At 41.2% G+C, this 26,547-nt stretch carries 19 protein-coding genes; 7 read left to right on the forward strand and 12 right to left on the reverse strand.

What is annotated here, in order from left to right:
• Window positions 1-54: 54 nt before the first annotated feature.
• Both M472_RS25000 and M472_RS25005 read right to left on the reverse strand, forming a co-directional pair.
• The gene (locus M472_RS25000) at window positions 55-420 is read right to left on the reverse strand and encodes an MmcQ/YjbR family DNA-binding protein (protein ID WP_021068553.1); all 366 of its coding nucleotides are present in this window, start codon (window positions 418-420) and stop codon (window positions 55-57) included.
• Window positions 421-446: 26 nt separating this feature from the next.
• Window positions 447-1,013 carry a thioredoxin family protein gene (locus tag M472_RS25005; RefSeq protein WP_021068554.1) on the reverse strand — a complete coding sequence of 189 codons (567 nt, stop codon included), beginning with the start codon at window positions 1,011-1,013 and terminating at the stop codon, window positions 447-449.
• Between the two features lie 228 nt (window positions 1,014-1,241).
• On the opposite strand from M472_RS25005, the gene M472_RS25010 reads away from it, so the two are divergent.
• The 3 genes from M472_RS25010 (at window position 1,242) to dnaK (ending at window position 6,925) form a co-directional block, all read left to right on the forward strand.
• Window positions 1,242-3,941 carry a TonB-dependent receptor gene (locus M472_RS25010; protein ID WP_021068555.1) on the forward strand — a complete coding sequence of 900 codons (2,700 nt, stop codon included), beginning with the start codon at window positions 1,242-1,244 and terminating at the stop codon, window positions 3,939-3,941.
• Between the two features lie 46 nt (window positions 3,942-3,987).
• A complete protein-coding gene (locus M472_RS44305; protein WP_021068556.1) occupies window positions 3,988-4,875 on the forward strand; it encodes a GLPGLI family protein in 888 nt (295 codons plus the stop codon).
• A gap of 145 nt (window positions 4,876-5,020) precedes the next feature.
• Window positions 5,021-6,925: a molecular chaperone DnaK gene (gene dnaK, locus M472_RS25015; RefSeq protein ID WP_021068557.1), complete on the forward strand. Its 1,905-nt coding sequence runs from the start codon at window positions 5,021-5,023 to the stop codon at window positions 6,923-6,925.
• A gap of 52 nt (window positions 6,926-6,977) precedes the next feature.
• On the opposite strand, the gene M472_RS44310 is transcribed toward dnaK, so the two are convergent.
• The 3 genes from M472_RS44310 to M472_RS25025 all read right to left on the reverse strand — a co-directional run bounded on the left by M472_RS44310 (window position 6,978) and on the right by M472_RS25025 (window position 10,177).
• On the reverse strand, window positions 6,978-7,424 hold the full coding sequence (locus tag M472_RS44310; RefSeq protein ID WP_021068558.1) for a hypothetical protein: 447 nt from the start codon (window positions 7,422-7,424) through the stop codon (window positions 6,978-6,980).
• Between the two features lie 146 nt (window positions 7,425-7,570).
• Window positions 7,571-8,485 (reverse strand): sugar phosphate nucleotidyltransferase, encoded by a 915-nt coding sequence (locus M472_RS25020; RefSeq protein ID WP_021068559.1) that lies wholly within the window; start codon window positions 8,483-8,485, stop codon window positions 7,571-7,573.
• Between the two features lie 144 nt (window positions 8,486-8,629).
• Window positions 8,630-10,177, reverse strand: coding sequence for a helicase HerA-like domain-containing protein (locus tag M472_RS25025; RefSeq protein WP_021068560.1), 1,548 nt, complete (start codon window positions 10,175-10,177; stop codon window positions 8,630-8,632).
• A gap of 219 nt (window positions 10,178-10,396) precedes the next feature.
• Here M472_RS25025 and M472_RS25030 point away from each other — a divergent pair, with 219 nt between their 5' ends.
• From M472_RS25030 to M472_RS25040, 3 genes are all read left to right on the forward strand, one after another.
• Window positions 10,397-10,741: a hypothetical protein gene (locus M472_RS25030; RefSeq protein ID WP_021068561.1), complete on the forward strand. Its 345-nt coding sequence runs from the start codon at window positions 10,397-10,399 to the stop codon at window positions 10,739-10,741.
• Between the two features lie 106 nt (window positions 10,742-10,847).
• Window positions 10,848-12,422, forward strand: a complete 1,575-nt coding sequence (locus M472_RS25035; protein ID WP_021068562.1) for a SulP family inorganic anion transporter — start codon at window positions 10,848-10,850, stop codon at window positions 12,420-12,422.
• A 159-nt stretch (window positions 12,423-12,581) separates the two neighbouring features.
• Window positions 12,582-13,229 (forward strand): carbonic anhydrase, encoded by a 648-nt coding sequence (locus M472_RS25040; RefSeq protein ID WP_021068563.1) that lies wholly within the window; start codon window positions 12,582-12,584, stop codon window positions 13,227-13,229.
• 65 nt (window positions 13,230-13,294) lie between these two features.
• On the opposite strand, the gene M472_RS25045 is transcribed toward M472_RS25040, so the two are convergent.
• The 7 genes from M472_RS25045 to M472_RS25075 are packed head-to-tail and all read right to left on the reverse strand — an operon-like array spanning window position 13,295 to window position 24,983.
• Complete coding sequence (locus tag M472_RS25045) at window positions 13,295-14,542, reverse strand: sugar MFS transporter (protein WP_021068564.1); 1,248 nt, start codon at window positions 14,540-14,542, stop codon at window positions 13,295-13,297.
• A gap of 14 nt (window positions 14,543-14,556) precedes the next feature.
• Window positions 14,557-15,750, reverse strand: coding sequence for an AGE family epimerase/isomerase (locus M472_RS25050; protein WP_021068565.1), 1,194 nt, complete (start codon window positions 15,748-15,750; stop codon window positions 14,557-14,559).
• Window positions 15,751-15,771: 21 nt separating this feature from the next.
• Entirely contained in the window at window positions 15,772-16,620 is an 849-nt protein-coding gene (locus M472_RS25055; protein WP_021068566.1) for an endonuclease/exonuclease/phosphatase family protein, read from the reverse strand.
• A gap of 3 nt (window positions 16,621-16,623) precedes the next feature.
• Entirely contained in the window at window positions 16,624-18,396 is a 1,773-nt protein-coding gene (locus M472_RS25060; protein WP_021068567.1) for a RagB/SusD family nutrient uptake outer membrane protein, read from the reverse strand.
• A 3-nt stretch (window positions 18,397-18,399) separates the two neighbouring features.
• On the reverse strand, window positions 18,400-21,636 hold the full coding sequence (locus M472_RS25065; RefSeq protein WP_021068568.1) for a SusC/RagA family TonB-linked outer membrane protein: 3,237 nt from the start codon (window positions 21,634-21,636) through the stop codon (window positions 18,400-18,402).
• 10 nt (window positions 21,637-21,646) lie between these two features.
• The gene (locus M472_RS25070) at window positions 21,647-22,849 is read right to left on the reverse strand and encodes a DUF5689 domain-containing protein (protein WP_021068569.1); all 1,203 of its coding nucleotides are present in this window, start codon (window positions 22,847-22,849) and stop codon (window positions 21,647-21,649) included.
• A 7-nt stretch (window positions 22,850-22,856) separates the two neighbouring features.
• Entirely contained in the window at window positions 22,857-24,983 is a 2,127-nt protein-coding gene (locus tag M472_RS25075; protein ID WP_144062624.1) for a hypothetical protein, read from the reverse strand.
• A 305-nt stretch (window positions 24,984-25,288) separates the two neighbouring features.
• On the opposite strand from M472_RS25075, the gene M472_RS25080 reads away from it, so the two are divergent.
• Window positions 25,289-26,518: an ROK family protein gene (locus M472_RS25080; protein ID WP_021068571.1), complete on the forward strand. Its 1,230-nt coding sequence runs from the start codon at window positions 25,289-25,291 to the stop codon at window positions 26,516-26,518.
• Window positions 26,519-26,547: the final 29 nt, after the last annotated feature.

The raw sequence follows: 26,547 nt of genomic DNA on the forward strand, positions 1-26,547 counted from the left end.
AATCAACTATATCTACTAAATCTTTACATTACCTTGTTTTAATGCATGGAAATATCAGCTGACGCTCTCAATTTCTTCACGCACCTTTTTTGGCAAACTATCAAAAACAAGCTGATAACTGTGGTCGACCAATTCAAACAATACGGCATCCGACAATTCCCGATTGGCATATACCGTGTTCCAATGTTTCTTGTTCATATGGTATCCAGGAAACACTGTATTGTCATAGCACTCTCTAAGCTCTACCGCATATTCTGGATCACATTTCACATTAAAGCTCAACTGATCCACCTGATCCAACCCCACCAATAAAAACACTTTACCTGCTACCTTGAACACTAGCGTCTGGGGTCCAAAAGGCAACTCCTCAGAGGCCCCCTGTTGGCTTAAACAATATTCCCGAAGTTCCTCAATATGCATGATCCTAATGTCTAGAGTCCCAAATCTTATTTCTTTTCTACTCCGCTCAACAATGCCACAAGTTCATGCTGCAATTCAATACCTTTGTCGGCATTGTACCAGGTTTGAAAATAAGTCTTGATATCTTCAAACTCTTTGCCTTCAGCTTTCATTTCATCAAAGATCTGTTGTAATGCTGCAGGCCTAGGTCCCCAGATCGCTATATCTTTCCCCTGCTCATTTCTAATAATTAATTTAGGAATAGACTTGCCCCCGTTTGTCAAGTACTTATCGATCAGAAAAGGTTCGGAATCCCGCAATTGGATATCCAAGATAATATTAGGGTTATCCTTGATCAAAGTATGAATTTGAGGAACACTATGTGCAGCATCACCACACCAGGGCTCTGTTATCAAAATCCAAGTCTGCTTTTCGGTAGATGTAGAGAAAAATGTGCGGACATCCTCATTAATCTCAAATTTCTTCAACCATCGATTCATCCGAGACCAATTGAGCTTGGCATAGTTAAAATATTCAGGATCGTTGTAAGTAGGATAATTTGATGGATGCGTCAACACATCTTCAAAATAGTTCAAATAAGCTTCGAAAGTCATATAATTTATTTTATCAAACGGCCATCAATAGGCCCATATTCATTGCTCAATATCACATAAGCTATCAATTATTACTTTATGCGATAGCAGTATTTCATAGTTGGACATTATTTCTGCACAAAAATAGGCATAATACCTCAACAAAACAGTCATCAAAATGTTGCAATCCATTTAACATTATTTAATAGTTGTTCACTCTATCTTTGATCAGTCTTTTAAACCAATTGAATGAAAAGATTTATATTCAGCATCCTTATTTTAGTTGCCACAAACTTTGTTTATGGACAACATGCGCTATCCGGCAAAGTCATAGACAAATCGGATAACAAACCCCTTATCAATGCATCTATAGTCTTGCTCGATCAGGACTCTATCATGCAACAGTTCACAAGAGCAGATGAAGATGGAAGATTTTCATTTAAGAATTTGAGAGACTCCTCCTATCTACTTATTGTATCCTATCCAAAATTTGAACTCGTTTCTAAGAAGATAAAGACAGAGGGCACCAGTTCAACATTAGCTCCAATAGCATTAAATTCACAGGCCAACTTGATTGAAGAGGTTGTCATCCAGCAGCGTCTTCCTATTCGCATCAAGGGCGATACATTAGAATACGATGCTGGCAGCTTCGAGACAGAGAAGAACGCCAAACTAGAAGACCTGCTAAGACGTCTTCCTGGCCTGTCGGTCTCCGGCGATGGCAAAATAACAGCAAATGGGAAATCAGTATCCAAGGTATTGATCGATGGTGAAGAATTTTTCGGTTACGATCCTAAAATCGCCATTCGAAATATTCGGGCAGATGCTGTCGACAAAGTACAGGTCTTTGAAAAAAAATCCAAGGAAGCTGAACTCACAGGTATAGATGACGGCGTAAGAGAAGTTACCGTCAATGCGGTATTAAAAGAAGAAGCACGAAAAGGTATTTTTGGTAATGCGGAAGCACTCGCCGGAAGCAGTGACCTCTACACGGGCAGCTTATTTGCAGCAAAATTCAACAAGACAGAACGTATGGGCGTGACAGCCAACACCAACAATATGGGAGCTGGCATGGGACGAGAAGGAGGTTTACGCATGAACAGCCAGATTACAGGAAACCCTGTCAGTACGTCCGTAGGAGCTAATTATGAAAATCAGTTTTTTCAAAAGAAAGTCAATTTCAATGGAAATTACAACTTCAACACAAACAGTAACAACAATGAGCGTCAATCCTTTAACAAACAGTTATTGGCAGAAAATGTAATTGAAGAATCAGAAAGCAAGTCAAAGACTGCAAACTCGTCAGACGCACATGGTATACGATCAGAAATAAGATATAGAATAGACTCTACATCCAATATGGAGATCAACTTGGGAGCCAACTTTGCCAATAACTATAGCAGTAGCCAGTCCAATAACTATACTACCCAAAATGGAGAAGCTTTCAGCAGAATGGGAGACACAACAACAACCAACGGACAAACTCGTTCTAACGATATACGAATCAATTATAGAAAACGGCTGAACAAAAAAGGAAGCTCACTAAACCTACACTTTAACAACAGCTATAATAAAAATAATTCCGAGAGCATTGTCAACCAAATTGCGATGTATCATGTAAAAGGAGATACCACTTACATCAATCAAAATAGGCTGAACAACAATAACGGCAATAACATCTCTGGGCAGATTCAATATTCAGATCGTATTTCTGACAAGCTCAACTATTCACTTGGTTATAATATCAGTAATGCTACCAACGAAACCCTATTAAATGCATTCGAAAGAGGCAACAACACCGCTCCAGTCTTAGATTCTTTATATTCGCAAGATCAAAGAACGGTTAATACCAGCCATGGAATGGTTGCCAACCTTAATTACTTTACAGAAAAGCTTTCGGTGAACCTATCCAACCGTACAAATTTTAGGGATCAATCTCTGACAGATGAGTATAGAAATATTAATCTCGATCGTACATTTTGGGATAACGACATTAACATGAATGCAAACTACAGGCTTTCAAATAGAAAAAACGTAGGAATATCTTACCAAAACAGCTTTAACATCCCTACGTTTGCGCAGTTACAACGATTACAGCCTCAGACCAATCCCTTATTCAAACAAGAAGGGAATCCGGATCTGAAGCGATCAAACAACAATTCTTTCCGGCTAAATTATCACACCATGAGTCTCTTAAAAGGAACTAACTGGAACCTCAATGCGGACATTTCGTTTACCACAGACCCGATAGTCAATCAAAGAGTAATAGACACTCTAACCGGTGTGACAACCAGTTCATACATCAATGTTATTGGTAAATCCAGCTGGCGGGCAGGGATGAACAGCAACTTTAATAAACCTGTATTTGACAAAAACACACAATTCAATATATTTAGTGGGCTCAATTACAACAATGGTTTCAGCTACATTAAGTACGGCGATGACATTAAAACGCAGCAATATCAGCTTAACAATGAACAGACCACAAGCCTATCCACAGGTATCGGTCTTAATGAACAAAACTCTAAAGGTCTAGATTATGATTTCAATTGGAGAATCAGCGTCGATAATCAAAGAAACAGCTTACAAAAAAGCTATAATTACACGAGTTTCAATATGGCAGGTTCTGGATATTTTAAATATTTCTTACCTAAGAAATTCAATGTCAGCAGTAACGTAAATTATTCTTTAGAAGGACCTACCAAGTTTTATAACAAAAGCTTGCATCAATTCTATGTTAATGCCGAGATCAGCAAAAAATTATTGAGCAATGAAAGTCTTACGGCCAGCATCAAAGGCTTTGATATATTCAACACTTACAATAACATCAATAGATCATCCTCTGAGACCGGTTTCAATGAATCTACCCAGCAAATATTGACACGTTATATACTGGTTGGACTAAAATGGGATTTCAATAAAAATTTGGGCAAGAAAAAAACAGATTAATAGCGAGAGGATAATTTCTGACTACGTCGTAAAACAAGAACTTAACATGAACAAGATATTAATATTAACTATAGGCCTCTTACTCGGTATTACTGTACAGGCACAGTATGCCTACTTCGGCACTAGAGGCACCATTTCTTTTGACAGAATAACATACACACGTGCGCAGACTAGAGAGATGATGAAAAAATTTGACGATATGTCGCCAGGTGGAATGGGAGGTAGACACTTTTGGGGAGGAGATATCAATACGATGCCCGACTCTCGGACCGAGCGCATGACTATGTATTTTGACGAATATGGCAGTTTACTAGTACCAGAAATAAATGAGGAAGAAAACAAAGACGCACGCAATCAGCCTAGAATAAGTGGAGCTAGAGGCGGTAGAGGCACAGGCTCCATGGGAGCAGTAACCATGCGAGGCGGTGGTGGTGCAATGGTAATGCGCAGCGCTCGAACTCGAGGAAACACCTCCAAAGTACTTTATCAAAACTTAAAATCAAACACGGCAGAAGTACAAGTTGAACTAGACGACAAATATATCCTCAAAGATTCCCTAACACAGGTAACATGGCGCTTTACAGACGAATACCGCAACATCGCCGGTTTCGAATGTCGTAGAGTAAACGGTGCTACTGCAGACTCTTTGTACCTAGTCGCTTTCTATACCGATCAAATACCCGTATCGGCAGGCCCAGCGTTAAGCCATGGTTTACCAGGTATGATCCTAGGCCTTGCGATTCCCGAAATGCATATACAGTATTGGGCAACAAAAATAGACTATCACAATGAGGCCCTACCAACCGATTGGCGCGATAAAAAATCAAAAGCCATGACATTAGATGACTTCTCCAACTCGCTTGGCAGATTCTTTCAACGAGGCAGTGACAGTGGATCCGCAAAAAAGAAGATTCTAGAGCAAATAATTTACTAAAAAAAGACATTTTGTCATTGAATGGTGTCACATTACCGCCATTTTGTTGTTCTTATTCGCTTTTTTGGGGCAAACATTTTGTTGGCATAAGGGTTGTTATAGTACAATCAAGAATTAATAACTCGTAAAAACAATACATAAGAATATGTCTAAAATTATAGGAATCGACTTAGGAACTACAAACTCATGTGTAGCCGTTATGGAAGGTAATGAGCCAGTAGTAATTGCAAACAATGAAGGTAAACGTACAACTCCTTCAATTGTGGCATTTGTAGATGGTGGTGAGCGTAAGGTAGGAGATCCTGCTAAACGTCAAGCTATCACTAACCCACATAAAACAATTTACTCTATCAAACGCTTTATGGGTACTTCATATGATGAGGCTTCTAAAGAGCTTTCACACGTACCTTATAAAATAGTAAAAGGCGACAACAATACGCCTCGTGTAGAGATAGATGATCGTAAATACACACCACAAGAAATCTCCGCAATGACACTTCAGAAAATGAAGAAAACTGCTGAAGACTACTTAGGTCAAGAGGTAAGCCGTGCTGTAATTACTGTACCTGCTTATTTTAATGATGCACAACGTCAAGCAACCAAAGAAGCTGGTGAAATCGCAGGTCTAAAAGTAGAGCGTATCATTAACGAACCTACAGCTGCAGCTTTGGCTTATGGCCTTGATAAAGCAAATAAGGACATGAAAATCGTTGTATTTGACTGTGGTGGTGGTACACATGACGTTTCTGTTCTTGAATTAGGTGACGGGGTATTCGAAGTTAAAGCTACCGATGGTGATACTCACCTAGGTGGTGACGATTTTGACAATGCCATCATCAACTGGTTGAACGATGAGTTCAAAGCAGAGAACAATGGTTTCGACTTGAAAAAAGACGCCATGGCTTTACAACGTTTGAAAGAAGCTGCTGAAAAAGCTAAAATTGAACTTTCAAGCACTTCATCTACAGAGATCAACCTACCATACATTACAGCTGATGCTACAGGCCCTAAGCACTTGGTACGCACATTGTCACGTGCTAAATTCGAAAGTTTAGTAGCTGACTTAGTCAAACGCACAATCGAACCGTGCCGCACAGCATTGAAAAATGCAGGCTTCAGCACTTCTGACATTGATGAAATCATCTTAGTAGGTGGTTCTACACGTATCCCTGCGGTAGTGGACGCAGTAAAAGAATTCTTTGGCAAAGAGCCTTCTAAAGGAGTAAACCCAGATGAGGTTGTAGCATTAGGTGCTGCTATCCAAGGTGGTGTATTGACTGGTGAAGTAAAAGATGTATTATTATTAGATGTTACTCCTCTTTCATTAGGTATTGAGACTATGGGTGGTGTAATGACTAAATTGATCGAAGCGAACACCACTATCCCTACTAAAAAATCAGAGGTATTTTCTACGGCATCAGACAATCAACCATCAGTAGAGATTCACGTATTACAAGGCGAGCGTCCAATGGCTGCACAAAACCGCACTTTAGGCCGTTTCCAATTGGCAGACATTCCGCCTGCACCACGCGGTATACCTCAGATCGAAGTAATATTCGATATCGATGCCAATGGTATCATCAAAGTATCGGCTAAAGATAAAGCAACAGGAAAAGAGCAAAATATCCGTATTGAGGCTTCTTCAGGTCTTTCAGACGAAGAAATCCAAAAAATGAAACAAGAAGCAGAAGCTAATGCAGAAGCGGACAAAAAGATAAAAGAAGAAGCAGATAAAATCAATGCTGCAGATGCCTTAGTATTCTCTACAGAGAAACAATTGAAAGAATATGGGGATAAAATTTCTGCAGACAAAAAAGCTCCGATTGAAGCAGGCTTAGAGAAATTGAAAGCAGCGCATGCGGCAAGAAATTTTGCAGATATCGACACTGCTTCCGAAGAGTTACAAAACGCATGGAATGCAGCTTCTGAAGAAATGTACGCAGCTTCGCAGCAAGGTCAACCTCAAGGTGGAGAGCAAGCTGGACAATCTGGAGGTAACCAAGGTGGTGCTGATGACGTTCAGGATGTAGACTTTGAAGAAGTAAAATAAAAAAATAATAAATAATCAATAAAAAAGAGGGACGATGTCCCTCTTTTTTTAATTACAGAATATTCAATATTTTATACTTCTTACTGTTAAAAACAATCTCATCGCCAACTTCAGCACCATCTAAAGCCTTATAAATCGGAGCCTCAACATTTACACCGATATAGCTCTGCCCTTCATAATCAAATGCTATAGATGCAATTCCAATCATAAAACCGAAAGAGTCTGTCATAACCAATGCCCCTGGCGTAACTTTAGATTTAGGGCCAAAGTCTAGTTGCAAAAATGCTTTGAGGATTGCTTCTGCCCTATCGATACGAAAAGAAAGACTTCTTGCAGACTCCCGGCTCTCGTCCTGCTTAGCGAAGTCCTCATGCCCTAAGGAAGACTCTTCATCCAGATCAGCAGCCCCTGCGTAGATTTCATACATTCCTTTTAAAGCCTCCAGGTCCTTCCGTTCATTTTCTAAAATCTGATTTTTAATAGTTTCTTTTAATGACATAATGTTCTCATTTTTAAGGTATGATATTACTTTAAATATAAGCAATTAAAAAAGCAAAAAAAAGAACTGTAACAGTCTGGCAGATTAAATAAAAAAAGGCCCTAAGAAAATACTTAAGGCCTCAATAGATAGTAGAAACAATGTTTCTAAAAAAGCTTTTCAGGATAAGCTCCCTCAGCCACCAGCTTAGAGATACTTTCTTGCACAATCGGCTTATCTTCTGAATAAGTCACTCCAAACCATTTAGAAGAAGTCGGAATCACCTTGAAATTCGCTAAACCATGCCTTACCATATAATCTGGCACAGAAGGAATAAAAAACTCAGCTTTAAGATTGTCTGCATTTTCTTCCACAAATTTAGGGAACATAGACAAGGCAACCTCAAATACTTTTGGTGTGAATCCCCAAAAATTCATAGAAACACGTGTATCGGGAGCAAGCTCAGTTTCAACTCCACCTTCCTCGTATACAATTTTCTTACCGCCCGCTCCATCTTCTTTATAATAGATGTTCGTACGTTCAGTAACGCTATCCATATTACCGTCAGTTGACACTTCACAGACCCCCCTAGAAACATAGCCATAGTCTGACATCGTATTTCCGACCTCAAAGCCCATCAATGACATATGCGTATCAGACACTTCATTATTCAAGAAATCGGCCATTTTCACAAAAGAATCTGTCCCATAAAAATCATCCGCATTAATTACACAGAAAGGCTCATTGATCAAATCTTTTGCACTGAGCACAGCATGAGCAGTACCCCAAGGTTTGGTACGTTCGATAACACGGTCCACGCCAAACTTCGTCAAGTCAAAATCTTGAAAAGCGTAGTCCACATCGATTAATCCATCAAATTTGGAATCAAATTTTTCCCGCATGACATCTTCAAATTCCTTACGGATGATAAAGATTACTTTTCCAAATCCAGCATGTATAGCGTCATATATAGAATAATCGATAATAGTCTCACCATGAGGGCCAAAACTATCTACCTGTTTCAAAGATCCATAACGACTTGCCATCCCAGCTGCTAAAACTAACAAAGTAGGTTTTCTCATAATATATAATAGAGTTATATGCTTATTTTCAAATTGTGCACAAACCTACATAAATTCATCTTCATGTGCAATACAATGGACTCGTATTAATCAATTTATGCAGTTACTTTCAAACACTTAAGACCTTGAAATTAAAGCACAATACTATTTCTTTTTAAAAAAGGCATTCAATAAACCATTAGCCAATTTGCCGATTAACTTCACTCCCTCACGAGCCAATGTACGACTGGCTTGAGCTTGGGCCGCTTCCATAGGAGTTTGTCGCCTAGATCGTGTCGCTGCAGGCCGAGCCGCTTGTTTCTCCGCCTGTTGCCGATTCTTTTCTTCCTCCTTTATCCGATTAGCTGTCGATATCCGCTCCTCCAATATTTCAGAAGCCGTACGTCTCTCGATGCGTTCCTGATACTTAGTAAAGAAAGAAGAACCTCGGATCAATTCTTCATACAGTGAGGGAGAACAAGGCCCCATTATCGCTCGGGCAGGCACCAGATGCGTAGCCACGACCTCCGTTGGGATCCCCTTATCATTCAATACCGTTACCAGTGCTTGACCTGTACCCAGAGATGTTAGTATCTTATCGATCTGATAAAATTCCGAAGTCGGATACGTCTTCACCGTCTTTCTCAGATTCTCCGCATCATTGGGCGTGAAAGCCCGCAGTGCATGTTGTATACGATTACCCAATTGCCCCAACACACTCTCGGGAATATCCGTAGCCGCCTGCGTACAGAAGAACACCCCTACCCCTTTTGAACGGATCAAACGAACGATCTGTTCAATCTGCGTTAAAAACGCCTTAGAGGCACCGTTAAACAACAAATGTGCCTCATCAAAGAAAAAGACCAATTTGGGCTTATCCAAATCACCCACTTCTGGCAATTTCTTAAACAACTGCGCCAATAGGCTCAACAGAAAAGTAGAAAAAAGTAAAGGTTGATCCTGAATATCAGAAATGTTCAAAAGCGAAATAATACCTTTGCCATCCACCTTTCCAAAAAGATCATTAATATCAAATTCCCGCTCTCCAAAGATATGTGATACCCCTTGTTGTTCAATCGCTACGATCTTTCGCAATATAGCCCCCGAACTAGCGGTACTGATCCGACCATAATCTTCTTTGATTTCATCAGCTCCCGGTCCATCAGAAAGATAACTCAACAGCCTCTTCAAATCAGTAAAGTCAACCACAGGCAACTGCGTGTCTTCCGCATACTTAAAAATCGCGCTCAGCACTCCAGATTGCGTATCGTTTAAATCCAAAATCCTTGACAACAGTACTGGCCCAAAATCTTCCACAGTCATCCGCATAGGCGCTCCTAGCTTTCCGCTCAGTGAAAACAGCTCTATTGGAAATTCAGACGGCTCAAAAGGTATCCCTACAGCGAGCCCACGTTCTAGCAGCGCATCATTCGTCTTACCAGCTTCAGCCAACCCCGAAAGATCGCCTTTGACATCCAACATAAAAACAGGTACCCCTGCGTCTGACAGCTGCTCGGCCATCAGTTGCAACGTACGTGTCTTTCCGGTTCCAGTCGCTCCGGCAATTAGACCATGACGATTCATCATCTTCAAAGCCAGATTAACCCTTGCATCCGTCACAACCTCACCATCCAGCAAGCCCGAACCCAGTTGAATAAAGGCTCCTTTAGGATTGTAAGAAGCTAAGATCTTATCAATAAACGGTTGTTTCATCGTATCAACAAATTAGTGTTTGTGTTACCTAATTTATAAATAATTCGCTCAATATCTCAATAAAATTATCTCTGCCTCAATCTAGACACATCACACAACAACGAAAACAAGCTTTATATGTATATTTTGTAATATTTTTATAATAAAATTTCAAAAAACATACTGTTTGCCATTTTTTATTTTATTTTTGTTCAAGTGAAACACACAGAGAACATAGATATGTTTAGTAAAGCAAAGCGAATCCTAGCTGCTAAGATTTGCTTTCTAGTCTTCTTTACAAAGATGCTTATCTCTGCCACCCCTATATTTATAGATGTTTTAGACAAAGGAACCATTCTACAGGTCGTCATGCAGCTCGAAGTTGAACAGACTTCAAGCGGAGCTAACAGCAATAATGAAGACCTACACGAACATGGTGTCAAGATTTTTAAACCGGACGCCATAGATTACCTCGCATTTAACCCTTCCGTCGAAAACAACGGAAAACAACGTAACTATCTCCGTAACGAGAAGGACATCTGCAGTTACCACCCTTCTGCCCCCACCCCGCCTCCTAACTGTTAAATCCATTCGTCCAAAGCTATACCTCTCCTCTATCCCACTACAGATAGCGTACAGTATATAGCTTACAATCGATTTAACACAACACAGTAAACATTATTGAATTTTTATGTTAGGAACACGTATGTCCGCTTTTCTCAAACTATCGAAAAGGGACTTAAAATATGACTTCCCTGCAAGTATTGTGGTTTTCCTAGTCGCTTTGCCGTTATGTCTAGGCATTGCAATGGCCTCTGGAGCTCCCCTATTCGCAGGTGTATTAACAGGAATAATTGGCGGCATTGTAGTCGCTTCCATCTCAGGATCACAACTCAGTGTAAGTGGACCTGCAGCAGGTCTCACTACCATTGTCTATGGAGCTATCCAACAGCTCGGAGCTTATGAGACTTTTCTCTTGGCTGTCGTTATCGCAGGTATTGTACAGCTACTCCTTGGGATCATCAAAGCCGGAATGATTGGAAATTTTTTTCCTTCGGCTGTCATTTTAGGAATGCTGACCGCTATTGGTATCACCATTATACTAAAACAATTGCCATTAGCTTTAGGGATGACAGAATCACACGCATTTGAAATTGAAAACGGAGGTGGCATAGGCGCATTTACAGACACAGTCTTTTCCACGGTCAATATAGGAGCTACGATTATCTGTCTACTTTCACTGGCCATATTGATATATTGGCCAACTTTAAGAGGGCTCAACAAGCTTCCGGCTCCACTTGCAGTGGTTGTACTGGGCCTAGGCTTGGGCTATGCTTTCCAAGGGACTTCTTTTGCACTCATCAACGGATCCACACACTTTGTAGCGATTCCTACCGTATCCTCCTTTCAAGAGTTTACGAGATTATTCATCTTTCCCGACTTCAGTCAAATTACTAATGCAGAGGTATGGACAGTAGCGATAACCATTGCAATAGTAGCAAGCTTAGAGACCCTGCTCAGTATCGAAGCCGTCGACAAATTAGACCCTTTGAAAAGAGTGTCTCCAACTAATAGAGAGCTCGTCGCCCAAGGAGTAGGAAACATGACTTCAGGATTTCTGGGTGGCATTCCTTTGACCTCTGTTATCGTACGGTCATCTGCTAATGCAAATTCCGGAGGACGTACGCGTCAATCCGCTATTTTACATGGTATTTGGTTACTATTGGCTGTATTAGCCATTCCCTTCGTCATCAACTTGATACCACTTGCCTGCTTGGCAGCCATCCTACTGCATACTGGATATAAATTGGCCAAGCCAGCACTGTTCAAATCCATGTACAACAAAGGTCTCGATCAATTTATTCCTTTCATCATCACCGTTGTCGCCATCGTGGCCACCGACTTACTAAAAGGCGTAGGTATAGGTATCCTTGTAGCTATGTTCTATATTTTTAGAGCGAACATACAGAATGCGTTTATCTTCAACTTCACCAAAGATTCCGAAGCGGATAAAGCCGAAACCACCAAAGTAGTCATTACCCTCGCCGAAGAAGTGACTTTTCTCAACAAAGCAGCTATACAAAAACAGCTATATGACTTACCAAAGGCGGTAAAATCGGTCACTATAGATGGACGAAACAGCAAGTTCCTAGACAAAGATGTCATAGAGGTTATTAAGGACTACGAACAACATGCACTCAACAAGGGGGTGGAAATAGCACTCGTAGACATTACATACAAAAAACAACCACAGGAACAGTTTTAAAAAAAGAAAACAATTGATATCCTCAAACAACTGAACAGCAAAAAGATACACAACACAACATCACCAAGAGGAGAAAATATAAGGTGGTACATAATAGAATTAAATCGAAAATACTGTAACTTGGACTCGTTTAAACAGTCCATACATTAAAACAATAACATGGAAAATAAAGAACTAGAACTAGGTTTTCAAAGAATAAAACAGGGTAATAAAGATTGGGTAGACTTTGTAAGTAAAGACACGACAGGGCGATTCCAGCAATTGGCCAAAGGACAGAACCCAGAGATTCTATGGATCGGCTGTGCCGATAGCCGAGTTCCTGCCAATGAAATCACAGGAACCAAACCAGGAGAGGTTTTTGTACACCGTAATATAGCCAACATGGTTATCCATGCGGACATGAGCATGTTATCCGTTCTGGATTATGCTGTAAACGTTTTAAAGATAAAACAAGTCATCATAGCAGGCCACTATGGTTGCGGAGGAGTAGCCGCGGCCCTAAGCCGTCAGCAATTTGGCATTATAGACAACTGGCTGTGTCATATTAAAGATGTATACCGTATCCATGCTGCTGAAATCGATGCTATCGACGAGCATGAAAAAAAAGTAGACCGATTGATCGAGCTAAATGTTAAAGAACAAGTTTTCAACCTCTGCACGACATCCATCATACAGAATGCGTGGAAAGAACGCAATGATCTAGCGGTCCACGGGATGGTTATCAACATCGGTACTGGCGAATTGACAGACTTAGGCTGCACCTTTACCAGCAACGATGATCTAGGAGACGTCTTTGCTTATAAATAGGAGACTGACCTCTAAAAGAAAAGCCATATAACAGTTGTTATATGGCTTGTTTGTTTTACCAGAAACTATATCGACACAACCTCTTCTGCATTTTTCTTACCAACGGTCAGGCCAAACCACATAATCACTATATAAGCTAATACACAAGGTAAAAAAGCGATTTCCCAAGAATAGAGATCTCTCAATACGCCCTGGACGTATGTTAAGATCGCTCCTCCTACTATTGCCGTAGAAAGCATTCCTGAGGCAGTTCCCGTATGAGCCCCCAATCCTCTAACAGATAGCGAAAAAATTGTAGCAAACATTATTGCATTACATAACCCCACAGCTACCATGGCCCATATAGAAAAAACTCCTGTGCTCCAAGTCGACAATAAGACCAAAGATGTAGACAACAACGCCATAATAAAAAGGATCCGATGACTCGCAAATCGCTGTAGGAAAAAAGCTCCTAAAAACCGACCGACCAACATCCCTCCCCAATAATACGTCAGGTAAAAATTTGCAGCACTCTCCGAAATCTCCAGTCTATCCGCTATATAATTCGTCAGATAAGTCCCTATACTCACTTCAGCACCGACATACATAAACAATGCAATAATTCCGAATCGGAGATTCGGGAATTTCTTGAGTAGGCCAAGCAAATTAACTTTCTCCTTTTCTTCATCTGCGCTATGCTCCCTTGATTCTACCACTGGCAACTTGATCCAAAAGACCAACAGACCAATCAACAGCAGCCCCGTACCGATAAACAAATAAGGCTTAACCAGCGCCTCAGAACCACTGGATTCTGAAATCTTAGCCAGAATGAAGTGCGCACCAAAGACAGGAGCCAATGTAGTCCCCATAGATCCTACCCCTTGTATTAAAGTCAATCGAGATGCAGCACTACTTGCTGGCCCCAGTACCGTGATATAAGGATTCGCAGACACCTGCAATAAGACAATACCGATAGCTACGATAAAAAGAGAAATCAAGAACAAGAAATACTCGTGAAAAATTGAGGCAGGATAAAACAAGAATGCCCCTACAGCAGCAATAGAGAATCCTGCCACCATCCCATTTTTATAACCGATCCTATCGACCATCCTCCCTGCCGGAATAGAGATCAATCCATAAGTTAAATAAAAATAGAATTGGACAAGAGAAGATTGAGAATAACTAAGATTAAACCCCTCTTTAAAAAATGGGACCAGCGTATCATTCAATACGGTAATAAATCCCAACATAAAATAAAGAATCGCTAGAACGAGCAGAGCGACCTTATAAGAGGTACCAGCATCCTGTCCGTTAGCTTGAACTGATTTTGTCATATTTCTAAGGGGTATTAATCTTGTTTTTCAAGTAAAGTCTGTTTATTATGAATTTTTTCGGCAAGGCGAGCCAACTGGTACAAAGCCCTTGGGACGTGAAAACAACCTTTCCATTTCCCTCCCTTTAAATTTAACAGCACCTCACCCCGTCTGTTTAAATAGCCGTACATTTCTCCGTATTCTTGATCCACAAAGTTCGTCCATATATAATCATGCAGTTTTTCATACCATACCAGACACTCCTCATTACCAGTCAACTGATAACCCTTTAACATAGCAATAGCCGCTTCTAAATGAACCCACCACAACTTTTGATCCCATTCTAATTGTTGAACGGGAACTCCCTTTCGATCTAGAAAATAAAATATTCCACCAAATTTCTCATCCCATCCATACTTTATCGTACGAAGGCCGATCTGCACACACCGATTGATCAAATCACGATCACCCCATTTTTCAGCAATGTCCATAACAAACCACATCGCCTCCAACCCATGTCCTGGGTTGACCAACCTTCCTTCAAAAGTATCACTAAGACGGCCTTCCTGATCCACATTTTCTAAAATAATCCCCAAATCTTCCTTATAAAAGACATTCATGACTTCATTTACACCAAACCGAAGTGTACTTTCCACCAACTCATCCGGAAGAAGAGACTCTATTTCCAAAACCAAGTTACACAATATCATAGGAAGGGAAAATCCTTTCAAAGCCCTATGATCACCTATCAACTTGGAATATTTTCCCTTAGGATCCTTTTGACGTTCTAAGATATTATGAAAAGTCTGCAATGCTATATCACGGTACACCTCTTCTCCGCTTGCTTTAAATAATTGAGCGTAGCCCATAGTGGCAAAGCAGTCTGAGAAAATACTATGAGGCTGCACAATAGGATTTCCTGCTCTATCCAATGCAAAGAACCAATTCCCATCTTTGTCCCTGCCATTCTTCAAAAGAAAATCCGCTCCCTTCTTTGCTACACGCAAATAAGTTTCGTCAGCCTTATAGTTGTTGTACAGCATCGCAAAGGTCCATACTTGACGATGCTGCAGCCACATAAACTTATCGGTGTCATAACACCGTCCCTCCCTATCAAGACAAGTATAAAACCCACCGTACTCCTCATCAATAGAGTGGTTTAACCAAAAAGGGATAACATTATCGCTCAGATAAGCGCTGTACAACTTCGCTCGTTTATCAAAATTCATGATTAAATTTTAGGTTAGATATTATTGATATTTTAACTCCATAATTACGGGTAAATGATCCGAAGCATATGTTTCAGGATAGGTAGCATAAGACTTAACAGTAAACATATTTTCTGCAATCCCATTATATAACAGAAAATCAATAGCTGTAGTCGGTTTTGTGGCAGAATGCGTACTTGGACAATTCGTACAAGGTACCCTAAAAGCCACCTTGAGTAAATCCCATACCGGGTTAGACTGGTTCATATTGAAATCTCCCCCAAGTACCATCGGATATTTTTGGTAGGATTTAAGTGCTTTTAAGACCTCTCTCGACTGCAATTCTCGATTAGCATCGGCAAGGTGATCCAAATGAGTTGAAGCAAACACAAAATCATTACCATCTTTCAATTTTACGCGTATCCATCCCAGCGTTCGCAGTTCCGCATTCGTACCCGGATTCACCGGGAGCGAAATATTGTGAAACTCCTCTATCGGATATTTTGATAAAATAGCCACTCCATATTCACCATTTGAACGATTTATAGCTTTAAAAAACTGATAGTGCATACCTGTGAGTTCAGCCAATTTAGCAGCTTGATCCAAATCCTTACCCGAACGGTCTGTAAAACGGTCCACTTCCTGCAAAGCAACAAAATCTGGCTTTGCTGTATTGATCACATTAGCAATTGCAGCCATATCGATCACCGTAGCAGGTTCTGACGGTGGATTACCGATATGAATATTATAAGACATAAATTTCAATACTTTTTCATTAGAGACACTTCCGCCCCCCTCTTCGTTTTTATCCTTACTGCACGCCAAAAGCACGATACAAAAAGGAATCAAAAACAAGAACGATACACTTATAGCTTTAATATTTAATTTCATAGCTTACCAATTTGGGTTTTGTTTTAAATTTGGGTTCATTAAATAATCACTTTCCGGAATAGGATATAGATACATGCGATCATGCCATACGCGGGGCACATGATTCATCCATAGTATTTCGCCTTTATTTCCCTCCGACAGAATCATAGCATTAGGCTGACCATTGACCGTACCGGCAATATTCATATAGATCACACCACTTTCCGTTTGACTCGGAGTCGCTGTTACGAATGCTACATCATTTTTTCCATCTCCATTCAGATCCATGGGGGTATTTAGCGTAGGCACATACATACCATTCCACTCATCTGTAAACAATTCGCCTCTCTTCCAACGAATGATATCATAAAACCGAAATCCCTCCAAGGCCAGTTCTATCCCTCTCTCTCGACGAACTTCCAAAATCACCGCATCATTTATCCCTGGAAAATATGCTTCCTTCAAATAAGCATCTACAATAACAGGCTTACTCGTTAAGCCCTGTGTTATCCCCCCTCGTTCCCGCAGCAGTCCAATACTCTTAGCCCAATCTGCATCAGACAGATCACCCAACTCCGCTTTTGCCTCTGCAAAATTCAATAGTACCTCCGCATAACGTATCAATGGAATATGGTATGCATTTCTAGCCCCACCATCTAACGATTCATCCGGCTCGACCCATTTGATAGGTTGGTATCCCGTGTACGTATGAGAAAAACTAGGCGCAGTTAACACCGACTTTCCTCCATTGACACGAGCATATCCCTCCGTCCGTATAGTCTGCTGCAAACGGCGGTCCCGATGTTGTGTCTCTTCTTGAAAAGTCTTCGTTCGATAATCTGTGGACGCCGTAAAGGAACTGCCATCCCTGTTCAGATATGTATGGATAAATTTTCTGGTGAAGCTAAGACGGTCCCCATACGAGGCACTCGTATAATACCAATTCGCATCATGATATACGCCTAATTCCGTACTATAAGCAATATTCAATATCGTCTCATTCGTCACCCCTTGCTTCACAAACAAATCTCTATAGCTCGTTTCCTCACCACTGTTATGCAATGAATACAGCTTGGAGTCCATCACAGCAGAGGCAGCTCCAGCCGCTTCTCTCAACCATTCATCCGCAGTTGATTGAAGTTTCAACTCCTCATGGTACTTGCGATAAGTCCCCTCAAATAAGCAGATTCTAGATTTAAGCGCCAAGGCAGCACTCTTGGTGATACGTGTTCGTGTTGGCTCGGATACAGCGCTGATATGTTGGATTGCAAAATCCAGATCTTTCAAGACGGAGTCCATGACCAATGCGCGCGAATCGCGCCCCCCATACAAGAGTTGATCCGTATTACTTAACGTCTTGTTTATCCATGGCACATTTCCAAACCTTTTTACTTTTTCAAAATAAAAAAGAGCACGAAAAAGCCGGGCGATACCATTATAGTTGTTCCGCACTTCCTCACCAACCCCAGGGGAATTATTATTTTCCAAGAAGTAATTAATATTCCGCAAAGCGGTCCATGTCCATCCTGTACTCTGTCTAGGCCCAAATGCTCCCGGGCGAAAGAAATCAGGCACATCTTTACGTGCCACGAAATCGCCCATATTATCTCCCCTCAGAATATCTGTTGCCGTAGGCAAAATGGAGTAAAAGGAATTAGAATACAACTTAAGGCCAGACTCTGTATTGAATACAGCTTCCTTACTAACCGTGGACTTTGGTTCTTGGTCCAGTTTATTACAGGATGACATGCCCCCCAAGACCAATACAGTATATATAAAAAATCGAGTAAATTTCATGTCTTAAAAAGTTAAGGTAATACCAAAAGAATAACTCTTAATCATCGGATAGTTGAAACCATCACCTTGGTTAGAATCCCCTAAAAGCTTATCGGAGTCGCCCGTATTTTCAGGGTCAATATTTCCTTTGGTCACTTTAAACATAGGGGAGTAAGTAAATAGATTTTCACCCGAAAAATAAACGGCTAGAGATTTGACAGCATATTTATTCAAGAAACCAGTAGGTACGTTATAACCGACCTGCAAATTTTTCAATCGTGCATATGCAATATTTTGTAGATATCGAGTCTGTGTCTCTCGGAGCGTCCCACCTGCCGTCCAAGCCAAATACCCTGTATATCGAGGAAAATAAGCATCTGGATTATCTTCGGTCCAAATATTGCCCAGCTGAGAGACCAAAGGGTGCCCATAAGGAGCATTATATTGCCCCCAAAAAGTATTGGCGCCTCTGCTTGGATACCAGTCCTGCTTACCGACTCCTTGGATAAAAGCCGACATAAAAAAGTTGCTATAATCAAATGCAAGATTTAACCCAAATCGATACCTCGGCATGCTATTGCCAATAATAACACGATCCCCGGAGTTGGTAGCCGTATTCTCTCCATTGTTGATCACCCCATCATTATTGATATCCTTAAACTTGATATCTCCGACACGCCACACACCGGCAGCAGTAGTGCTAAACAAACTTTGATCAGCAGAAGTTTTTATTTGGTGTTGACTTGTATAAAAACCATCGGTCACATAACCCCATATGTCACCCAACCTCTGTCCTTCATAATAGTCATTTAACAATTTGCGTTCGTTATTGAACTTCAAAATCTTAGCTTTATTATCAGAAAGAACCCCCTTTATACTAAAATTAAATGGCTTATCTGCAATATTGAACTTATCTGAATAAGAGACTGTTGCTTCAAATCCACGCGTCTCTAAATCTGCGTAATTGCCCTTAGGCGAACTTGCACCAAAAATAGCAGGCAATTCTTTACCGGCAGTAAACATATTGGTTGTTTTACGAACGTAATAATCCGCGTTGACCGTCAGCCTGTTCCTAAAAAAGCCAAGATCAACACCGTAGTTGGCTGTAGTCGATGTTTCCCACGTCAGACCATCCGGGAGCACAGCCGGTGCGCTTGTACTTGCCTGCTGTCTACCTTCGAGAATACGCGTCATCTGCCCCAATGCCAGCTGCTCCTGAAAAATATAAGAAGCTATATTTCCATTTCCCAATGAGCCATAAGAAGCTCTAAATTTAATATCAGAAACCTTATCCTTATTCCATGTCCAGAACGGTTCATTTGTAAGACGCCACCCAGCCGAAACCGATGGGAACAAAGCATAGCGCTCATGCTTAGGAAACTTAGAAGATCCATCATACCGTCCGTTAACTTCAAGCAGATAACGATCATCATACGCATAGTTCAATCGGAAGAAACCGCCCAAGATGTTCCATTGCTCATAGCCACCAGTCGTAGCCATAGATTCTCCCAATGCCAGATTAATATCTTCCGCATCCTCATAAATCAACCCATTACGTTCCATACCGATACGCTTATACGTACTCAGTTCATAATTATAACCTACCAGCGCTTTGAAATAATGCTTGTCAGCAAACATTTTTTCGTAGTCAGCATACAGGTTGCTCGCCATGTACTGTGTATTACGTTGTATTTCACGAATATCATTATACTGATTACCCAGATATTCGACACCCCCCTGTACCCTGCTATACGGAACAGGAACCCGTATACGGTTCTCATTGCTATTTGTATTCTGATACGTAAAATCTCCCTTTACATTAAGCGCATTATCCAAAAACTTAGCATGAAAACCTGAGGTAGTACGCAATACATTTCGATCATAGTCCATACCATTCTTGCCATAAACGTAATCTCCAACAGTATATGCTGCCGATTGTGTCAATGTACCATCCGGATTAAACATAGGTACCATAGGATGCCCCTCTGCCGCCATATTTCTCCAAATACCGCCACCCTCTCCAATATTCATCGGAATGTGAAACACATTTTTTGCAAAGTCCATATTGTTATAGACCTGTAGCCAATCGGTCAGTTCAATAGCACCTTTGGCCCGTATATTATACCTCTTAAAATCATCCGAATTATATTTAAACAAACCAGGTTGGTTTAAATAATTTGCAGAGAATATATAACTTGTTTTTTTACTCTTCCCCGAAAGGCTCAAGTTTTGATCCAGAGCATGTGTATGCTTCTTATACAGATCATCCATCCAATTATGACTGTCATAATAGATATACTCGCCCGTATTAGGGTCGACCTCTACACGAGGGAGACTTGGATCCTCACTCCTTCTTTTCAGTTCTTGTAAATACTCTTGCGAAAACTTCATCGTCTTATTAACATTCTGCGGATAGCTGGCATAATTGTTCCAACTGCCAAATGCCTCATTAAACATGGAAGCCCATAGGTATCCGTCAGAAACAAATTCCGGAATATAGGTCGGATTTTTTATCGCATAGTTTCCTGTATAGTTAATTTGTATCTGATCATTCTTGGGGCTCTTCGTGGTGATCAAGACAACACCAAATGCCCCTCTAGCACCATATATCGCCGCAGAAGCAGCGTCCTTGAGGACCGTAATAGACTCAATATCATGTGGATTTATCAGGGCTGGATTCCCTTCAACACCATCGATCAGGATCAAAGCAGAGCCTCCCTGTCCTATAGAAGTTGTACCACGGATATTAAAACCAGGTGATTGACTGGGTCTGCCATCCGCAGGCGTTATATTAAGGTTAGCCACAGCGCCTTGCAGACCCTGCGAAATATTAGTAATAGGCCTATTTTTGAAAGTCTCCTCACCGATATGTGCGACTGCACCCGTTAGGTTACCTTTCTTTTGAGTACCATATCCTACGACCACCACTTCTTCCAGATCCGTACTGCTTTTCGATAAGATCACAGTAACTTGAGACAGATCAGTAAAATTAACCTGCTGCCCCATATAACCAACAAGACTCACCGTCAGTACGCCCTCATCGGCAGTCACGGGCAATACAAACAGCCCCTTCTGTCCGGTCTGCACCTGAGTATCTCCCCCCTGTAGTCGCACTGTCGCACCGATCAAAGGTGACCGATCAGCATCCAGCACTACACCATGTAATTGCTTTTGCGTCTGCGCAAAAGAAGGGGAGCGCATACCAGCCAAAAACAATAGACTGATAAAAGATATAAATAATAGTTTTAGTTCCTTATTCATGATTTAGGATTTAAAAGTTAAAATGAACATCATCGATATTAATCCTTGGCCTATTGTTATTGGCAAACGGAAGCGATGTATTCACAATACGGAAGCGAACATTTTCACTAAAACCAGCGTTTATCGGAAATTGTACCGTACTCAACACAGTCGACTTGTTATCGATTTCGGTAGTACCCACCAGGGTATAACTCGCCCCACCATCTTTGGACATCTCCAGAGCAAACACCGTCGGATTGACATTACCGGTTTCTGCTGCCGCAGGGTATATGCCGTAAGAAACAGCAATAGTCTTGACGCCTTTCAGGTCAAAATTCATCGCAATAATTCCATTACGCTTCGAGTTTCCAACGGTCCCCTGCAAACGTATACTCTGTTTGCCATTTTTCGGATCGGCTGTACTTGTAGCCGTAATTCCCCCATCGACAAGCCAAGATCCAGTTACGAAATTCATAGACTTCGCATCATAATTCGTATTCGAGCCCTGCTCGAAATCCTCTAGAAGTTCTTTCAGACCGACTTGAATATCCTCAAGATTACGAGGTACCAATACAACATTCTTTCCTTCCAATCTCGCTATACCAACCATAGCCTCCACAAACTCAGGATTGTCCTCCCCTTCAAAAACAGAGCCTTCCTTAAAGTCGGCCATAATCTCTACGATTTCATCATCGATCAATAATCTGCCTTTCAGTTTACCATCTTCCCCCAAAGCAATATTAACCTTATCCAGTTTTACCAGAATCGGCCCCCAATACCGCACGTTGGCAAGAAGAGTAGCCATACTGGTAGTTTTAGGACGTAACATATTGCCCGAACTTTCCACCTGGATTCGTTCACGTTCCAACTGCACAACGACCAACTCCCCCTCTATCTCTTTCAATGTAGCTCCTTCCAAATCCAATATCACCACATCCCCCATCAATAGATCTGTATTTGCAAACCCCAACTGAACGACGATTGCAGCCTCTGAAACCAGATCCTGCACAATCAGCAGTGTATTATCGCTATTTTTTGCTCCTGCATCAGAAGTCACCATGCCACGAATTGCAGTTTTGCCAAACACAAGGCTCTCCTTTTGCTGTACCTTTCTCAGCGCCTGTATACTCGCAGGCATCGAGTATTCATAATTCGGTATCTTAACATCCTGTCGGCAGCCCTGCAACAGCGACAACAAGAGAGTCAAGAATAAAAGGTTCTTAAACAATTTCATTTTACAATCAATTTAGTTTTAACATGCTATTTATTAATACATTAAATAATTCCACAAACTCCTTATCCTCTTTAAAGGAAGACGTCATTTCCCAAAAATTCTGTTTATTAACCTGTGCAATCAAGGAATTGACGATCCAGCTCTGTGTCCATCCCGTCTGAGTGCCCCAAGGCCCCCACCCAGAATCGGCATTACTTGCCCAATAATCCCACCGTCCAAAATCAAACGCTCGGAACCAAGCGCCGTCCAGATCAGGATGTGCCTCACTTTTAACCTGACTTCTGACAAAAAAAGCATTGATCTTTTGCAGGGCATCGCTATACTGTTGATCTTCTGTAGCCGCATATGCTTCACTTAGGCCAAAGGAGGCGTAGTTTAATGTATACAGCATATCCGTCACCGGGTCGCCGTAATCCGATATTAATGGCGCCTCTTTCGACCCATACTCTTCGTTGCTTTTGACCTTATCATATCGCCCCAGCCCTGCTATCCCCAATCGCTCTTTAATAGCCCCCGAACTATCCAGATCCTGCAGCAGCGTATTCGCAACCAACTTCAACCAATAGCGATGCAACTCGGTATCCTCCACCCGAACCAGCCATGACAAGGGAAGTAACATGCGCGCATATTCCTGCTGAATACCGTTTGTCCATTTCCATAGTGGAAATGCATTCATCGTAAGCGTTATAGCTTTTATAGCCCGTTCTTTAAGCGGCTCATAACCTGTCTTATCATAGAGCCATAGATAGTTGGCCCACAACCAGGACTCATAGTGCGGATGTAAATTGACCAGATCTTTTTCATATAAGCTCTCCCATGTCAATGTCTGTAACTTTGCATCTCTAAACCAAGGACCGCGAAATCCCGACTTTCCAGTAGTACGAAAATTACCCAAAATACCTTCAATGATATACGAGTGATAACGGCTGGTGTTCAGGTTGTGGCTGGCTCCAATAGTAGCCAATAAGGCCCTAGCGTTGTCATCTCCATAATAGGCATCTGGATCCGTTGTGGCCCAACCTATCAAGCCAAATGAGGTACTTTTGGGATCATCTCTTTCTCCACTCCGAAGATTAGATTTGACATACAGAAACTCCAAAAGATTCTCAGCTATCACTTTGTAATCTGAATCGTGAGAAAGCAGTGCTCCCGAGCTCAGAGCGAAAGCAGTCTCCGCTTGACAATCCCCTCGAATCCACCATCTGATAGGCTGCGATCCGTCAGCCTGTATATAAGAAGCATGTCCTTCCAAAATCCCTAGCGACCCATCCCCTACACGGTGCTGGAGTTCCGTCCTTGGAAATACCACCCCCTCTCCATTTTTCTTGGTATACTGTTGTAGGTAATCGGCCCAATCGGGATGCACAAGTAGTCCCGACTGCCTATACCATTCCACCCCTCTTCGTATCGCCTCACTATAATCATCAGCTTTAAGCACTTGACCCTTGGAAAAGCTAGGAGACACATCTGTCGAAGCTTCCAGCACACCAATATCTTCAACGCCAACATGTTTCAGAATATATTGCCAAAGTTGATTCAGAACCTGATTAGGACCAAACCGAGAAATCACATAATCACTCAGTGCAGTGCTAGATACCAGAATCTGTCCTTCTCTATACAGACCAGGATAAGCGATGGTACCATCTAGGCCATACTCTGCAAAATCAAACCCTGCAACCTTCGCGATAGCCATAATCGGCTTATCATTTTTATATAAGTAGAAATTATGGTCGTTTAACGTGACAATGCTATTAGCAGGAACACCTATATCCTGAGCCTCAAGAAGAACACCTCGTTCCAACCCTATCTTTTTCACCTCAGGACGGCTCTCTCCCCAATAATAAGGGTATTCTAGATAGACCTTCAAACGTTTGCTCTCTATCACTCGTTTTTGACTCTCCTTTAATTGACCACTATCGTTTCTCGTGTTAGAAAGGAGCAGCACCCCATCTCCCACACCCGCACGATTTAAAACATCTTCCATATTTGGCCTTAGAAAAAAAGCCACGTTATTAGCCTTCAGAACTTGCAGAAAACGGTTACCACCTTCCGCCACAACCCAAAGACCACAAAAGGCTGACTTAAAGGACACAAAAAGGAGGGAAAGCAGCAGCTTATATTTTAAACTTTTCATAATTGATTCAAATTTATTAAATTTAATTAATATATATGTTAAAATTAAATAAATTTTTAATAAACAAAAAGTAAACAAAACAAACACCTCAATAAGCGAAATAAGCGACATACAAGAAGTTGACAAATAACAAAAATGATTTACACACCATAGAAAACATAATAAAGCCGGCTTAATACCCGTCACCACATATTAATATTTTTTATAAACACAGGTGTATTTAATACAAAGAAACATTAATTGAAGGAACAACAATTATTCTTACTATCTTAGTTGAAGATTTTAAGCAACAAACGACAACTTCGATGGCCTCTAGCTTTCTAACGGACTTACACAATGCAAACATCTCCGGAGTAGCATTTAAAAACATAAAACTTAAAAAGAAAATACTAGCGTACTTTGCCACCAATGAGCTGGGCACTATCGCAGAGCTCAGCAAGGAATTCAACATCAGCATCCCTAAGATCAACGAATCGATCAATGAGCTTATGGAAGAAAAGCTCGTTAAAGACTATGGCAAGCAGTCTTCAAATATCGGGCGCAGACCCAATAACTACGGCTTAGAAGCAAACTCTGCTTTCTTTATCGGGGTACAGGTCAGTCATGATTTTTTGAGCATCGCTATGATCAACATGAAGAAAGAGCTCATCGCCAGCAAACATGACATTCCTTATACCTTAGAGAACAATGAACAGTCTCTGCTGGATATTTGTAAAGAGATTAAAGACTTCGTTGCCAAACTCAGCATAAAAAAGGACAAGATACTGGGAGTAGGCATTAATCTTTCGGGACGTATAAATTACAGAACCGGCTACTCTTACAGCTATTTCAACTTTTACGAAGATCCCTTATCCAACTTTTTCGAACACGAATTGGGCATACGTACATTTTTAGAAAATGATACCAAAGCACTTTCTTACGGCGAATTTTCCAGCGGTGTGCTGAACAATGAAAAAGATGCACTCTTTGTCAATGTAGACAATGGCATAGGCCTTGGAATCCTAATAAACAATCAGCTTTATTATGGGAAATCGGGATTTTCAGGCGAATTTGGACACATCCCCATGTTTGACAACGATATCATCTGCAAATGCGGCAAGAAAGGCTGTCTGGAAACTGAAGCCTCTGGATATGCATTGCGACGTTCGGTAATAGCCCAGCTCGAGAAAGGAGCCACCAGTATATTGACGAAAAAATTCAAAGAAATAGAAGACATCCGTCTACAGGACATTATCCAAGCAGCAAAAAAAGATGATAATCTATCCATAGAAGCGATAAATCAAGTGGGCGAAAACTTAGGCCGTGGTCTTGCCGCGCTGATCAATATTTTTAATCCAGAGCTCATCATAATTGGAGGAATCTTAGCGACTTCGGACGAATACCTCAGCCTACCGTTAAAAAATGCGATCAACAAATATTCGCTGTCCATTGTGAATAAGGACACGAAAATCGCCATGTCCAGCAACGGACAAAAATTTGCAGCCATGGGCGCATGCCTACTTTTAAGAGACCGACTTTTAGAAATCACTGAGTAGACGATTTTCGATTACTCAAAACATCCCTA

Origin of the sequence: Sphingobacterium paucimobilis HER1398 (genome assembly GCF_000416985.1) — a bacterium.
GTDB lineage: Bacteria > Bacteroidota > Bacteroidia > Sphingobacteriales > Sphingobacteriaceae > Sphingobacterium > Sphingobacterium paucimobilis.

Bases quoted from the DNA above. Each gene is read 5' to 3' on its own strand.
- M472_RS25065 (WP_021068568.1), bottom strand. From the start codon at position 21,636: ATGAATAAGGAACTAAAACTATTATTTATATCTTTTATCAGTCTATTG.
- M472_RS25000 (WP_021068553.1), bottom strand. From the start codon at position 420: ATGCATATTGAGGAACTTCGGGAATATTGTTTAAGCCAACAGGGGGCC.
- M472_RS25030 (WP_021068561.1), top strand. From the start codon at position 10,397: ATGTTTAGTAAAGCAAAGCGAATCCTAGCTGCTAAGATTTGCTTTCTA.
- M472_RS25055 (WP_021068566.1), bottom strand. From the start codon at position 16,620: ATGAAATTAAATATTAAAGCTATAAGTGTATCGTTCTTGTTTTTGATT.
- M472_RS25045 (WP_021068564.1), bottom strand. From the start codon at position 14,542: ATGACAAAATCAGTTCAAGCTAACGGACAGGATGCTGGTACCTCTTAT.
- M472_RS25010 (WP_021068555.1), top strand. From the start codon at position 1,242: ATGAAAAGATTTATATTCAGCATCCTTATTTTAGTTGCCACAAACTTT.
- M472_RS25020 (WP_021068559.1), bottom strand. From the start codon at position 8,485: ATGAGAAAACCTACTTTGTTAGTTTTAGCAGCTGGGATGGCAAGTCGT.
- M472_RS25050 (WP_021068565.1), bottom strand. From the start codon at position 15,750: ATGAATTTTGATAAACGAGCGAAGTTGTACAGCGCTTATCTGAGCGAT.
- M472_RS25080 (WP_021068571.1), top strand. From the start codon at position 25,289: ATGGCCTCTAGCTTTCTAACGGACTTACACAATGCAAACATCTCCGGA.
- M472_RS25005 (WP_021068554.1), bottom strand. From the start codon at position 1,013: ATGACTTTCGAAGCTTATTTGAACTATTTTGAAGATGTGTTGACGCAT.
- M472_RS44310 (WP_021068558.1), bottom strand. From the start codon at position 7,424: ATGTCATTAAAAGAAACTATTAAAAATCAGATTTTAGAAAATGAACGG.
- M472_RS44305 (WP_021068556.1), top strand. From the start codon at position 3,988: ATGAACAAGATATTAATATTAACTATAGGCCTCTTACTCGGTATTACT.
- dnaK (WP_021068557.1), top strand. From the start codon at position 5,021: ATGTCTAAAATTATAGGAATCGACTTAGGAACTACAAACTCATGTGTA.
- M472_RS25075 (WP_144062624.1), bottom strand. From the start codon at position 24,983: ATGAAAAGTTTAAAATATAAGCTGCTGCTTTCCCTCCTTTTTGTGTCC.
- M472_RS25035 (WP_021068562.1), top strand. From the start codon at position 10,848: ATGTTAGGAACACGTATGTCCGCTTTTCTCAAACTATCGAAAAGGGAC.
- M472_RS25025 (WP_021068560.1), bottom strand. From the start codon at position 10,177: ATGAAACAACCGTTTATTGATAAGATCTTAGCTTCTTACAATCCTAAA.
- M472_RS25060 (WP_021068567.1), bottom strand. From the start codon at position 18,396: ATGAAATTTACTCGATTTTTTATATATACTGTATTGGTCTTGGGGGGC.
- M472_RS25070 (WP_021068569.1), bottom strand. From the start codon at position 22,849: ATGAAATTGTTTAAGAACCTTTTATTCTTGACTCTCTTGTTGTCGCTG.
- M472_RS25040 (WP_021068563.1), top strand. From the start codon at position 12,582: ATGGAAAATAAAGAACTAGAACTAGGTTTTCAAAGAATAAAACAGGGT.